Annotated in this window: 13 protein-coding genes, 1 tRNA gene and 1 pseudogene; 5 read left to right on the top strand and 10 right to left on the bottom strand. The window is 43.0% G+C overall.

All coding sequences use genetic code 11. The annotated features are described in order from the left end of the window. From urtB to BLV62_RS24870, 3 genes are read right to left on the bottom strand one after another with little or no spacing between them, the layout of a single operon-like run. The gene (urtB, locus tag BLV62_RS24880) at positions 1-1635 is read right to left on the bottom strand and encodes an urea ABC transporter permease subunit UrtB (protein ID WP_211117966.1); all 1635 of its coding nucleotides are present in this window, start codon (positions 1633-1635) and stop codon (positions 1-3) included. Between the two features lie 48 nt (positions 1636-1683). Next, positions 1684-2997 carry an urea ABC transporter substrate-binding protein gene (gene urtA, locus BLV62_RS24875; RefSeq protein ID WP_211117968.1) on the bottom strand — a complete coding sequence of 438 codons (1314 nt, stop codon included), beginning with the start codon at positions 2995-2997 and terminating at the stop codon, positions 1684-1686. Positions 2998-3033: 36 nt separating this feature from the next. Further along, positions 3034-4314 carry a porin family protein gene (locus tag BLV62_RS24870; RefSeq protein WP_089765324.1) on the bottom strand — a complete coding sequence of 427 codons (1281 nt, stop codon included), beginning with the start codon at positions 4312-4314 and terminating at the stop codon, positions 3034-3036. A gap of 435 nt (positions 4315-4749) precedes the next feature. Between BLV62_RS24870 and BLV62_RS24865 the strand changes: the two genes are divergently transcribed. Beyond that, on the top strand, positions 4750-5118 hold the full coding sequence (locus BLV62_RS24865; RefSeq protein ID WP_089765322.1) for a YccF domain-containing protein: 369 nt from the start codon (positions 4750-4752) through the stop codon (positions 5116-5118). 77 nt (positions 5119-5195) lie between these two features. Next, complete coding sequence (locus BLV62_RS24860) at positions 5196-5393, top strand: hypothetical protein (RefSeq protein WP_089765320.1); 198 nt, start codon at positions 5196-5198, stop codon at positions 5391-5393. Between the two features lie 55 nt (positions 5394-5448). Here BLV62_RS24860 and BLV62_RS24855 read toward each other — a convergent pair whose 3' ends face one another. Continuing rightward, positions 5449-6015, bottom strand: a complete 567-nt coding sequence (locus tag BLV62_RS24855; protein WP_089765318.1) for a YdeI/OmpD-associated family protein — start codon at positions 6013-6015, stop codon at positions 5449-5451. Between the two features lie 116 nt (positions 6016-6131). On the opposite strand from BLV62_RS24855, the gene BLV62_RS24850 reads away from it, so the two are divergent. Then, positions 6132-6204 (top strand) — tRNA-Lys (locus BLV62_RS24850). Positions 6205-6733: 529 nt separating this feature from the next. Here BLV62_RS24850 and BLV62_RS29035 read toward each other — a convergent pair. The 4 genes and pseudogenes from BLV62_RS29035 to BLV62_RS28420 form a co-directional block, all read right to left on the bottom strand. Beyond that, positions 6734-7720: pseudogene (locus BLV62_RS29035) on the bottom strand (recombinase family protein); the annotation flags it as partial. Then, positions 7711-8145: a recombinase family protein gene (locus BLV62_RS24840; protein WP_089765316.1), complete on the bottom strand. Its 435-nt coding sequence runs from the start codon at positions 8143-8145 to the stop codon at positions 7711-7713. The gene BLV62_RS24840 and the pseudogene BLV62_RS29035, both read right to left, overlap by 10 nt. Next, a complete protein-coding gene (locus BLV62_RS28425) occupies positions 8132-8284 on the bottom strand; it encodes a hypothetical protein (RefSeq protein WP_168873158.1) in 153 nt (50 codons plus the stop codon). Before BLV62_RS28425 ends, BLV62_RS24840 begins: the two co-directional genes overlap by 14 nt. A 212-nt stretch (positions 8285-8496) precedes the next feature. Continuing rightward, positions 8497-8634: a hypothetical protein gene (locus BLV62_RS28420; RefSeq protein ID WP_168927987.1), complete on the bottom strand. Its 138-nt coding sequence runs from the start codon at positions 8632-8634 to the stop codon at positions 8497-8499. Positions 8635-9207: 573 nt separating this feature from the next. Here BLV62_RS28420 and BLV62_RS24835 point away from each other — a divergent pair. After that, entirely contained in the window at positions 9208-9543 is a 336-nt protein-coding gene (locus tag BLV62_RS24835) for a hypothetical protein (RefSeq protein ID WP_089765315.1), read from the top strand. Between the two features lie 570 nt (positions 9544-10113). Here BLV62_RS24835 and BLV62_RS24830 read toward each other — a convergent pair. Both BLV62_RS24830 and BLV62_RS24825 read right to left on the bottom strand, forming a co-directional pair. After that, positions 10114-10767 (bottom strand): hypothetical protein, encoded by a 654-nt coding sequence (locus BLV62_RS24830; protein ID WP_139170391.1) that lies wholly within the window; start codon positions 10765-10767, stop codon positions 10114-10116. A gap of 39 nt (positions 10768-10806) precedes the next feature. Next, the gene (locus BLV62_RS24825; protein WP_089765310.1) at positions 10807-12045 is read right to left on the bottom strand and encodes a hypothetical protein; all 1239 of its coding nucleotides are present in this window, start codon (positions 12043-12045) and stop codon (positions 10807-10809) included. A 200-nt stretch (positions 12046-12245) separates the two neighbouring features. On the opposite strand from BLV62_RS24825, the gene BLV62_RS29030 reads away from it, so the two are divergent. Further along, positions 12246-12496: DUF4372 domain-containing protein (locus BLV62_RS29030; protein ID WP_139170118.1), on the top strand; the 251-nt coding region annotated here is incomplete at its 3' end.

Here is a 12496-nt window from a genome sequence, read left to right as displayed (position 1 = left end):
TTATTCTTCTGCAATACGTCCTTTGTCCGGGAACAATCCTTTGGGTTTATACTGCATGAACAGCATAATGAATAAAAGGATGAACACTTTCCCGTATACCGCCTGGAAGAAAGCTTCCGATATTTTCGTGAAGAATCCTATGCCCAGCCCCGAAACGATGGTTCCGGCCAGTTTTCCTACGCCGCCTGTTACAACAACGAGGAAGGAGTCTACAATATAGGTCTGACCCATGTCGGGTACCACGTTGCCGATAAGAGTGATGGCGCATCCCGCCAGCCCCGCTAATCCTGACCCGATAAAGAAGGTAAGCGCAGCAACCTGGCGGGTTTCAACGCCCAGGCAGGCGCTCATCTGCCGGTTCTGTGTAACAGCCCTGATCTGCAGGCCCAGTTTAGTTTTAAATAACATCAGGTAGGTGAGTAAAACCATTACCAGCGTCAGTACTATAATGAAGATCCTGTTATAGGGAAGGGTAAGATGCGGCGCTACCTGCCATCCGCCGGCCAGGAGCTGGGGCGTTTTTACAGCGGTAAGATCGCCGAATATCAGCCTGGCAGTTTGTACGAGAATGAGGCTGATCCCCCAGGTAGCCAGGAGGCTTTCCAGCGGTTTGCTATAGAGATGCCGGATCACCAGCCGTTCGAGTATGAGGCCCATGATACCGGCGCTGATAAACGAAAGCGGTAATGCGGCTACGTAAAACCAATCGCCTGCCTGGTGACCGAACACCAGTTGCATGCAATAAGTAGTATAGGCGCCTATCATCATGAATTCTCCGTGCGCCATATTAATGATCCCAGCGAGGCCATACACAATGGATAGGCCCAGCGCTATCAGGATAAGGATGCTGCCCAGGCTTAAACCGCTGAAGAGGTTTTGTATGCGTTGCAGGTTGTCGTATTTCTTTTCCAGCCTGGATGCTTTCGCCAGTGCATAGCTGCCGGCAGCAGGACTGAATGCTTTTTCTTTGCTGTATGATGTTAACAAGGTAGCGGCGTTATCGCTCCAGTTAAGTGCAATGCTGTCGATATATACTTTGGCGTTAGTTTCATCTTTGGCCGCATAGAGCCTGGCGGCATATAGCGCTTCCCTGCCTATGCGCTGTACGTTTTCGTCGGTTTCCCTGTTCACTGCGGCGGCTACCAGTTGGAGTGTTGACTGATCCTGCAGGTTGCCGACCTGGCTGTATGCCAGCATTCTTTTCTGCACGTCGTTGCTGAAGAGGTTCAGTAAGGGAGCAATGCCCACTAATGCCAGCCTGTCGGCTCTTGGGATATCCACTGCCGTTAGTTTGCCCGGAGGCAACAGCAGCGGTTGCCCGCTGCTGTTTTGTAATAGTTGGTAAGTGGGATAGACAGTATAAAGCCTGTAGTTTCCGTCGCCGGATGGTTTGCTATCAGTCGTAACCGCTTTATTGTCGAGCAAATACAACTTTTTATCATTGATTGCCATCAGGAGAGGGAAGGTAGACGGATCGCGGAGAGCGACCAGCCTGTGAATGGCATTGGTACGCACGGAGTCGGCACTCGGCTGTAGTATTTGGTTTACATAAATGGAGGCGCTGTCCTGGCTGCGGCCCCGGAGGGAGCAGAGCAGGAATAATAGTATCCATCCTGGTCTGAGGAAATGTCTCATAGCTTCATAATTTCTTGGTTTGGAAAAAGCCTGTCTGGTGATCGGCGCTTATTTTTTCGCATAAGTGCCGTTGTGGTTCACCCAATCGCAATCTTTATCTGGAGAGGTAAGCGGCGACCAGGGTTGAGGATCTACCAGGCCTGCAGATTTCCAGATGATATCGAACTGTCCGTCTGGTTTGATTTCCCCGATCACCACTGGCTTGGCTAAATGGTGATTGCGCGGGTCCATTTTCACAAGGCCGTCGGGCGAATCGAATTCCAGGCTGTATAAGGCGTTGCGAACTTTTGATACTTCAAAGGAGCCGGCTTTTTCGGCGGCTTTAGCCCAGAGGTATACGCCGGTGTAGGCCCAGCAGATCGGGTCGTCGGTTACGCGTTTGTCGCCGCCGGGTAATCCTTTCTTCGCGCAGAAGGCTTTGAAGTCTTCCACGAATTTTTTGTTTTCGGGCAGATCGTTGGATTGGAAATAGTTCCAGGCAGCGAGGTGGCCAACAAGGAATTCCGTATCCATAGATCTTAATTCGTCTTCCGCTACAGAGAAGGCCATAATAGGGCAGGTGGCGGCAGAAAGGCCCTGGTTGGCGAACTCTTTATAGAATGGCACGTTGGAGTCGCCGTTGATAGTCGACAGGATACAAGCTTTACCATCGGCTGCGAAGCGTTTGATCTTGGAGATAATGGTTTGGTAGTCCTGGTGGTGGAACGGCGTGTATTCTTCCACGATATTCTCTTTAGGAATGCCTTTGGAAAGCAGGTATGCTTTCAGGATCTTGTTGGCGGTGCGGGGAAATACATAATCGGTACCCAGGAGGTAGAATTTTTTGTATCCGCCGCCTTTCTCGCTCATCAGGTATTCTGCCGCCGGGATGAGCTGCTGGTTAGGCGTAGCGCCGGTGTAGATCACGCTGTTGGAGCATTCTTCCCCTTCATATTGTACAGGGTAGAAGAGGAGGCCATTGTTCTGTTCAAAAACCGGGAGAACAGATTTGCGGGAAACGCTGGTCCAGCAGCCGAATACAGCGGAAACCTTTTTATCTATCAGCAGTTCTTTAGCTTTCTCTGCAAACAGGTCCCAGTCGGAGGCGGGGTCTACTATCACAGGTTCTATTTGTTTGCCTAGCACGCCGCCTTTGGCGTTGATCTCATCCACGGCCATTTGAACGGCATCTTTCAGTGAAACTTCTGAAATAGCCATGGTACCGCTGAGAGAGTGCAATACGCCGATCTTAACGGTTTCTTTGCTGGCTGTGGCAGTAGAGTCGGTAGTGCCGGATTTGGATGCGCCTTGCTGGCACGAAGAAAAACTTACAGCAGCGCCGAGTAGAAGCAGGGAGAATGATTTAAACATTGAGCATTTCATGAGCCTGTATTTTATAATGATCAGATGGTTGATAGTTTAGAAAATGAAGAATTGGGCCTGCAGCCAGAGTTGCCCGAATGTTTTTTTCGTATAGTCGTCGGGCGCCGTTGCTACGTTGTAGGTCCGGGTGGTGTATGACAGGCGGAGGTTTGTACCGGTTCCGTTGAAGAAGTAGTTTAACCCGCCTCCCATTACGCTGCTGGAATTGACCTTATCGAAAGAGGAAGGCTTAATGCTGCCTGCTTGTTCGGGTTCGGATTTTATAGCCTGGTTTTCGTACCGGATCCAGGGTTGGAGTTTAGGTCCTTTGAAATAATAACCCAGTTCCAGGTATTGGACAGTTTGTTTAGGAATAAGGGTGGCAAAGGAATATTTGGACGAAAGATCGGTACCGCCAGACATATATTGGAAGGCAGCGTTGGCGGTGATGGAGCCGGCGTTGCCAAGCGGGTGGTCGAAGAATACGTCGGTGCTGTAGTTGACATAGTTGGCTTGTTCGTCGAAGCCTACGGCCCAGGCCAGGGTTTTGCCTTTGCCCAGTTTGGTGCCGGCATAGTAGAAGTCTTTTTCAGCATCCAGGAAGTTGTAGGCAAGGCGGCCAACGGTGCGTAGCGGGGCGCCGCCGTCGATGTTCCGGCCGGTGAAAACGCCCAGGCGGTATTCCAGTTTGTCGTTAGCGAGGAAGCCGCGGGCGTTGATTCCCAGGTCCCGGCCGAAGTTTCCCTGGAGGGGACTGTTGGCGAAGAGGTTGTAGGGGTACTGGAAGTAGGTGAAGTCGTTGGCCATTAAGCCGGCGGCGCCTTGCAGGCCGTTGCGGTTATTGGAAACGAGTTGCATGCCGGCTATCAGTTGAAAGGCATTGGAGAAGGTATATTCCAGTTGCGCGTCGAGGATGATAGGGGCGACTTTCACATTTTTTTCGCCGTTGGATTGAATACCGATAGGGGAGGGTATTTCTGTTTCCATGAAGAAGCTGGCTTTTTTGGTAAGTTGTCCGCCTACCAGTACCCGGGCGCGGTAAAGGGAAAATCCTTTGTTCCAGTCTTTCGCGCTTTTGTCGTTAGAGGGAGCGCTGAAGCCTGATTGTTCTCCTGAAACAAACATGTGTACGATTGCTCCCAGTTGTATGGAAGGTTTGAATGGTACGTCTATGTCTGGCAGGGAAACGGAGGCGGTCGTACTGTCTGTGTTTAAGGAAGCGGGAAGTTCTATGAGGTAACTTCCTTTTTTCTTTTTGTTCTTAATGGGAGGATCATTTTCGGCTTTTGCAATGAAAGAAAGGGAACTTAGTGTGATGATAAGGATGGCAGATTTCATAAAAAAGTAATTAAAAATGAATTAAGGTACTTAAGTACTTTTTTGGTTGATCGATCATTGTACTTAAGTATAAAAGTAGAAGAATAAATTATTTAATTCATTTAATTTTTTGAATTATGCCTAAAAAATGCCGCAATTGCCTATTAATATGCTATATATTTATTTTAATAATATTATATTAAAATGGCTGTATTGTTTGTTATCTTGTTGATTTATAATTATATATGTCATTAATTTATCTTGTGAGCAGTTTATGTATGGTCTATATGCATTTGGTATATTTTATTAATTAATATGAATAAGTTATTTCAATCTATTTGAAGCAACTTTTATCTAATGATATAGTCTTTAATATAGAATTGGCACTTATACCGGTTAATTGCAGTTCTGATACATTAAAAACCAATTATTAAAAAAGACGACATTCTTATCACGATGAATTTTATAGGAAATATTATCTGGTTGATCTTTGGAGGGTTCATTTCATTTATTCAATATATGCTTGCGGGGTTCCTTTTGTGTTTAACTGTTATAGGGATACCATTTGGTCTGCAGTGTTTCAAGATTGCCCTCTTCATATTGCTACCTTTTGGCCGCGAGATCCGGAATATGCCTTCCAGTGCGGGCTGTTTTTCTGCCATCCTGAATATCATTTGGGCTTTGAGCGCGGGGATCGGTATTGCATTAACGCACCTGTTCTTTGGGGTGATCCTGTGTCTTACGATTATCGGAATTCCTTTTGCCGTTCAGCATTTTAAGCTGGTATCATTGGCGTTTACGCCATTCGGGAAGGAGGTGTATTAGGGAGTGCGGGATTGGCAGAGGGTGCTCCCGTTGGCATGACTATTGGATTTTAGGAAGGCGTACCAAAATTGTGGAATATGAAAAAGTTACTGATCGCTGCCGCAGCAGTAGGAGCCGCTGCCTCCATGATAATGTATTTTCGCAGGAGCCGTACAGGTCAACGTTTAATGGAAGAAGGCGCAGAAGCGGCAAAGGATGCGCAGGGTACCATCCGGAAATATATGCGCAAGTCTAAAAACGACGCAAAACAGATCTACAGCAACGCGATGGGTTGATCCTAAAATTTTTTAATCAAAGCCATCTGTATAAGTTTACAGGTGGCTTTCCTGTTTAATGGAATTTCTCCTGTTTCTCCAGTTTCTCGATGATGGCGGCCAGTCGCTTTGCCCTGGTTTCAGGTTTGGAGGCGGTGTGCAGCCGGTGATAGATGGCATATTGATTCTGCTTATTGAGGGTCTCGTAAAAAGCTTTCGCCTTTTTGTTCTTCTTTAATGCGGCTAAGAAATCTTCCGGTACCTGGGCATCAGATCCGGAAGCATAGGCTTTTTCCCAGCGTCCATCTGCTTTTGCTGCTTCCACTTCCCTAATACCGGCAGGTTTCATTTTACCTGCGGTGGTCAGTCGTTCTATTCGTTGTGTATTTTTTTCTGACCAGAGGCTTTTAGGCCGGCGGGGCGTGAATTTCTGTATAAAAGATTCCTCATCATAGGATTTTTTTATCCCATCTATCCAGCCATAGCAGAGGGCTTCGTCCAGTGCTTGCTGGTAATCGACGCTAAGTTTTCCGCTTGCCTTTTTATAGATACGCAGCCATACGCCTTCTGGCTGGGTATGATGTTTGGCGAGCCATTTTTCCCAATCTGCCGCCGTGGTAAAGGTTACGATAGGTGCTTCCATAGGAATAAAAATACAGAATAAAAAGGCGTGTAGTCGTTTCTGTTATAAAAATTTTTTACTGTAAAAATTTGGAAGGAATAAATAATTGATTACCTTTGCGCTCCCTTCAGGGGAATGATTCCGTAGCTCAGTTGGTAGAGCAATACACTTTTAATGTATGGGCCCTGGGTTCGAGTCCCAGCGGGATCACCTTATGGGACAAGTCTAAAACTGATAGGCTTGTCCCATTTTCTTTTTCTGCCAAAGCCTTATCCATGCTGTATATTAGCTGAACCGCATAATTTACTCTCGGAGTTCGATATGCGTCACCAGTAAATACCAGTTTATCGGGGTATATCGAACTTATGATCTGTCGCTGTGTTTCTACTCCACCACTTTCATATAAAGTATCTAGCTGAGAAAGGTTTCGCATACCTTTTTCAAGAATGCCCTCGATATTATAGTTTTTCTTCGGAATCTCGGCCAAACGATCCTCTAGCTTTGAAATGGCTTTTTCATACTCTTCTTTACTTTGCCTAAAATCTTCGTCAGTGATTTTGTGTTGGAACAGGCATTTCCTTGCTTCCCTTATCAGGTCTGTATAGGTATCTATTTGTGATAGTAAGCTGTCCCGTTCGTCATTGATGCTTTTGGTTTGGGCCTTAAAATAGTATTCAAGGGCAGGCCGGAAAATATCACGGAATGGAGACTGTGGCACAAACTTGCGAAGCTCTTTTGAAAAAAGCTGATTTGCTCTCTCTGCGGGAAAGCGACATCCGCATGAAGTTATGCAATGGTAATAGTGATAATGCTTGTATTTGCCCTTCGACGCGCTACCGGTTAACACCCTGCCGCAACGGGGGCAAACTAAAAAACCTCGTAACGGCAGTTTGCTGTCAACGACCATCTTTGTGCGCTGCTCTTTACGCCTTCCATCGAGAATCTCCTGTACTAGATAAAACAAGGTCGAAGAGATGATCGGCTGATGTTTCCCCTGTACAAAGATACTTTCCTCGTCCTTGAACTTAGGAACATGAATTTTACCACAATAGATCGGATTGCGGATAGCTACCCAAAAATTATTCTTGCTGCATTTTAAACCACGTTTGCGGGCCATCTGTAGGATCTGCTCTGTATTGAAGCGGTTGGAGGCAATTTCTTCAAAAACCCAACGCATAATATCTGCCTCCGGTTGTTTGGGGCAGATATATTTAATCTTGCCGCTTTCGTCGGTCTTGTTTTGATAACCGATTGGAGCTGTACCCATCCAGCGGCCTTCTTTTCGAGCGCGGCGCATTCCATAAAAAACATTAAGCGCCCTCCTGTCATTTTCGACTTCGGGCGTGGACAAGTACACAGCCATCATGATTTTGCTTTCGGGAATTGTCATGTCCAGCGGCTGTTCGATAGCCTGCGGTTCCACCCCGAGTTTGCGAATGGTACTAATCATTTGATAGGCATCTCCAGCATTACGGGAAAACCTGTCCCATTTGGTGAAAAGCACAAGATCAACCTGATTTTTCTTTTTCCGCCAATCAAACAGTAGCTTATTCCACTGTGGCCGATTGAACGTTTTGGCACTGTGATCCTCAAAAATAACTTGGCGTATTTGAATAAAATTGTGATCGCAGTATCTACGCAGCACTTCCTCTTGGCTTCGTTGGGAGAAGCCTTTGTCCCGTTGGTCGTCTGTACTCACTCTGATGTATAAATCTGCTACTTGCATATGGTTACTTTTAAAAAAAATTGATTAGCAATGACTGTTCGTGCGTAATTGTCGTTTTGAGGGTCGTATATTTTCCATGCGTCGGCAAAGGATTCCAGAGCATCAATTGGCATAACGGTAATCCCCATTCTGTTTAGATTAGCTCTGACATTTTGCAATTCCACAAAGTTTCTACTGAACCTATCCCACGATGTAAAAAGTATTAAATCCGGTTTGGCAGCAGTAGAATGAAGGCGTTTGTAGTATTCTGACCATCCGCTTCTTTCAAAGTTACGGGCGGAGCCATAGTCAAATATTTTTTCCCGTATTTCTAACTGGTGGGTAGCACAGTATTGAGAAAGTACTTTTTCTTGTTGTGCAATACTAAATTGTTGGGCGGAAATCTCACGGGCTGCTACCCGCAGATATAAATCAGCTTTCTTCATGACTTAAAATTTCAGTGATTGTAATTTCAGCAAATAGATAGATAATGTCGAGGATGGCTGCGGCTTCTTCAACAGATACAGTAATGCCCTGTTCGCCGAGTATCTTAACTGCGGTTTCCGGCTTCATTTTTTTGTCCATAACACACACTTGTTCATGCTTCACAATACCAAGTGCTACGAGGGATATAACGAAATTACTAAGGATAGTGCATTGTTTTGTTGCCCTTTCAAGTCTTACGACAATTGTGCAATCGTTCAGGACAAAGCAAGATGTATCTATGTGCCACAACTTTTAAAAATTTAGAAAACGTTTAATAAATCCTTGAAAAAATTAATTGCCTTTTTAGTTACTCATGGAGGATTAGAGGGTCTATTTTTCGCTTTTTGACGAAGGGTAATAACGTCTTGAATGTCTTTTACGATACCCTTATCAAATAGTACTTTCATGCCTGGGCGATCCTTGATAAGTTGTAGTTTCTCCTTTTCCATATAAATGTCGTATAGATGTTCATAAAGAGCGAAGTAGTAACCAATCTGGCAAATAAGGAGCTGCCGCTTGAATTTTTGTAATAGGTTTTTCGGCTCTATGTGATTGATGAAAGCAATACGTTTTCCTAGTTCATAAAGATGCAGCTCCGTTTTTTTGAGCTGCTGGCCGAGCTGCTGCGTAGACCATTTTTTATATCGGTTGTCAGCAAATATTTGAGGGAGGATTGGGATAGCATTAAGGTATAATCGGAAAATACGCGAATTGGCAAATTTCCTTAAATTTGAGGGTGTTGACTTTTACCGAAATGCAGTTGATTTTTACCGAATGAACGGCTGGCTGGTAAAAAGGGTTGTCGGAGCGTCTCCAATGGCGTATATTCGCACCCTCCAATCAGACTTTCTCCCGCGATAAATGTATGCGTGTTTCAATAGCTATATATACATATATACATACACGCATTTGTTACACAAACATGATAGCCTGATTCCAAAAAATTAGTGGGCGTTTACAGATAATTAACATTTGGAATTTGGAATCAATGTATTTTACATTATTCGTAATTAAACATAGCCATGAATTTCACCGAAAGAAAAACCATTGACGAAGAATTAAAAGTTCTTGAAAAGAATGTGGAGCAGGTAAAAAAGGCTTCACGTAAGAAAATTGCACAACCGCCTGCATTGTTAAGTATAAATGGGCAGCCGCTGTTTCGACCCTATACCATCAACGCTATACAAGGTAAAGAAGGTAGCCATAAAAGCGTGTCTGCTTCAGGGATTTGCTGCAATAATATTGAGAATTTAAACACATTTGACATTCATCAAGCAATGTCGCTATATGAAAAACTTCTTGCAGGTGAGAAAGTTAAAGCTGATAAACTGAAGAGTAGGAAACCAGGCGTTCAATGACAGAACTTAATCTATAAAGCATTTTGGTCGATGTGTTCAGGGTATTCGTCAATTGCGAGCATTAGTCAAATGGAATTAGGAACTACCTGGGTATATCGACAGACGAAGTGTCTTTACTAGAGTAGCTTGAAAGTATTGATGTTAGTAGGATTAAAGAAATCGCATCTGCTTTGGGTGTTACAGAGCAAGGGTTGCTGGATTTTACTAATAACAAAATACAGTATAATACGATTAACTTCTACGAGAATTGTGGAGATAGATCCAACATTATTTCTAATCATTATAATCATACAGTAAATAACACTGAATAGGAGAAAATTACTGAAACGCTTGCTTAATATTAAAAACGCATTGTTATCCGGTAAAAAAAAAGTTAATACAGCCGTAACCCATACCGGGTCATGATTACGGCTGTATTAACTTTTTTTTACCGAACAATAATGATATTCAACTGTAATTTAAAAAGGAAAGCCTATGAAAGGACAACTCTCAGTAAATTGTTTGAATAACAGATCTAGCGGGTTGTATATAGCAATCATTTTTAAGATATAGATAGTTCCAATCTTGATTTTAAGGTGCGACATGCGGATTTTCTTCAAAATAACTATCAAAAAGAAAATGGTAGATCGAATATGATTGTGTTGGATTATCATCTATTGATTTTCCATATGGTGCAGCCCCAGTAACCTTAGAGCCAAAAAGTTGAAGATGACTAACGTATTTGTAGGTAGGTAAAATATTTTCAATTTTCATTGAAACACTTTCAACAATAGGTTTAATCTTTTCAAAACTAGCATGGCTTACAAGGGATACAGAATCTATTGGATACATCTTCCTTCGTTGGGAAAACGTTATTTGTCCAAATACCCTATAATAGTCATGAATAAAATAAGTGTAACAATTACATAATAGGGAGATGGTAAATAATAAGAATGTTCTTCGGCTTAAATCTCCGGAAGTATCTTCTTCATAAAAAATACCAATCAAATAACACGGAAACTGTCGGGATGAAAGATCAAAAAGTTGGTAATCTCCAGTTGAAAGCTTAATGGCTTCCCGGAGCGCAGAGCCCAAGGTATCTTCTTCAGCAATCATTGCATTAATTTTCTTTTCAATTATTTCCATGATTTTTTTCTCCCCGGGATATTCGGCTAAAGTAGTCATTCCAACTGGGTAAAATTCGTGAACCTTCTTTAGGAGATAATATATTGCGTCCTGTTCCATTTTATTCATCACTTTTGTAATTATTAATTAATAACATCCCTAGTAGCAATCATATTGGGCCTTTGTAGTTGGTACTCCAGGACTCATACAGGGGCCCATAAAGTTAATTGATGAACCGCTATTTGTACTTTGTAAATTCTGAACTAGTAAATACTTAAATCTGTTTAAGAGAGTTTGAGCAACGGGGACCGCTGTTGGATGCTCATTTAATTCGGCAAGCACCTGATCCGCAGTCCAATTCCAATTGGCAATGAAAGCATTTGTCGCACCACGTTGATTGGTCATATAATATGCAGGTATAGTTATGCAAAGTGTTTTCATCTCAAAATTATATATACCATATTGTGGATGCATAAACATAATGCCAACCCCAGATAAATTCGCCACGTAAGCATCTCCAACTTTAAGCCAGTTGATAATACCGCACATATGGCCTTTTATTGGGTCTACGCTGAAGCCTGTTCCAGGAATAGATGTACCTATCGGTGGAATGTACCCTCCTCCTACGGTGCCGGTTGGGTCAGGTGTCGGAGGTTGGGGTACCATTGGGGGTGGATCATCACAATCAACAGTTGTTGTCGAATGATTAATTGACCAACTAGTACTGGGGCACTCTGAAATGTTTGGATAAGTACAGGTCACGGTACTATAGACTGACGGACCTCCATATGTGCCAACTATGGTAACTATTCCGTTACAAACACCTCCCCAACTACAAGTGAAATAGTAATAGCATTTAGGATCATCTGTAGCTTGAATTCTTGAAAGGGCCGTTTTCTTATATTTTTCGTCCCCAAAATGTAGTACATTAGTTTTATGGTTTTGAAGATTTTCCAACAACAAGTCCCCTTTGAAACCTGGTATTGTTGGATCTCTTGCATCCATCGCCGTCGCTTTATAGTAAACAGTTTTACCTTTCTTCTTCTCAACTAAAAGATATTCTCTGCTGGAATTTTTATAAACGTAGCTGAATGGTGCACCATTTATATAGAGGTTAGGTCTTAGCCTTATGTAAGTGTAGACTGCTGAATCACCATGCCTTATTTGAAACGCGAGCTTCCAATTGGGGTAAAGAACCTGATTTACAGAATCATTTAACTTTGATTCTAACCTATCTTGATAATTTAGAGCAGTAAATTCTTTCTTGATTTCTTCTATTTCTGCCGGTAAACCTTTAGGCTTGTAAGAGATTTCAGTATTATTTTTTTTACAACTTTGGAATAAAATATATCCGAAAAAAATCAGGGTTGTTACAAAAAAAATAGTAGTTCTTTTCATAGTGCATTTAATATAAAAGCTGAGATGAAATAGATTGCTCTTTGGGTATTTTAACAGGGCTGTTGATTTGGGTTCTTTTTCTTAAAAATAAATAAAAAAAATCACTATTGTCCGACTAAAATAATGTTTTAGGATGAAAAAAGGCAGTTCCGAAGAACCGCCCAATTTGGTAAGTTTGAGTTACCACACTTAAAATTACCATGGGCGAAAATAAAAGTTTTTCCGGACAGCCGGTATTATCTCAAATATTAGATGTAATACCCAGTGCTATAATCAATGCGGCAAACAGAAAGCATCAATCAAACCGTTATTATAAGCGCTTACCCTTGCGGGTTCATTTGGTAAGCCTTCTGTATGGGGTGTTCAGTTACTGTAACGGGCTGCGGGAGCTATGCGAGGGGCTGTTGGCCTGTGAGGGCAAGTTGTCCCACCTGGGTTTGGATAAAGCGCC

Origin of the sequence: Chitinophaga terrae (ex Kim and Jung 2007) (genome assembly GCF_900107795.1) — a bacterium.
Classification (GTDB): domain Bacteria; phylum Bacteroidota; class Bacteroidia; order Chitinophagales; family Chitinophagaceae; genus Chitinophaga; species Chitinophaga terrae.
Note: the sequence above shows the minus strand (reverse complement) of the source record. Positions and strands in the feature narration are given on the sequence as shown.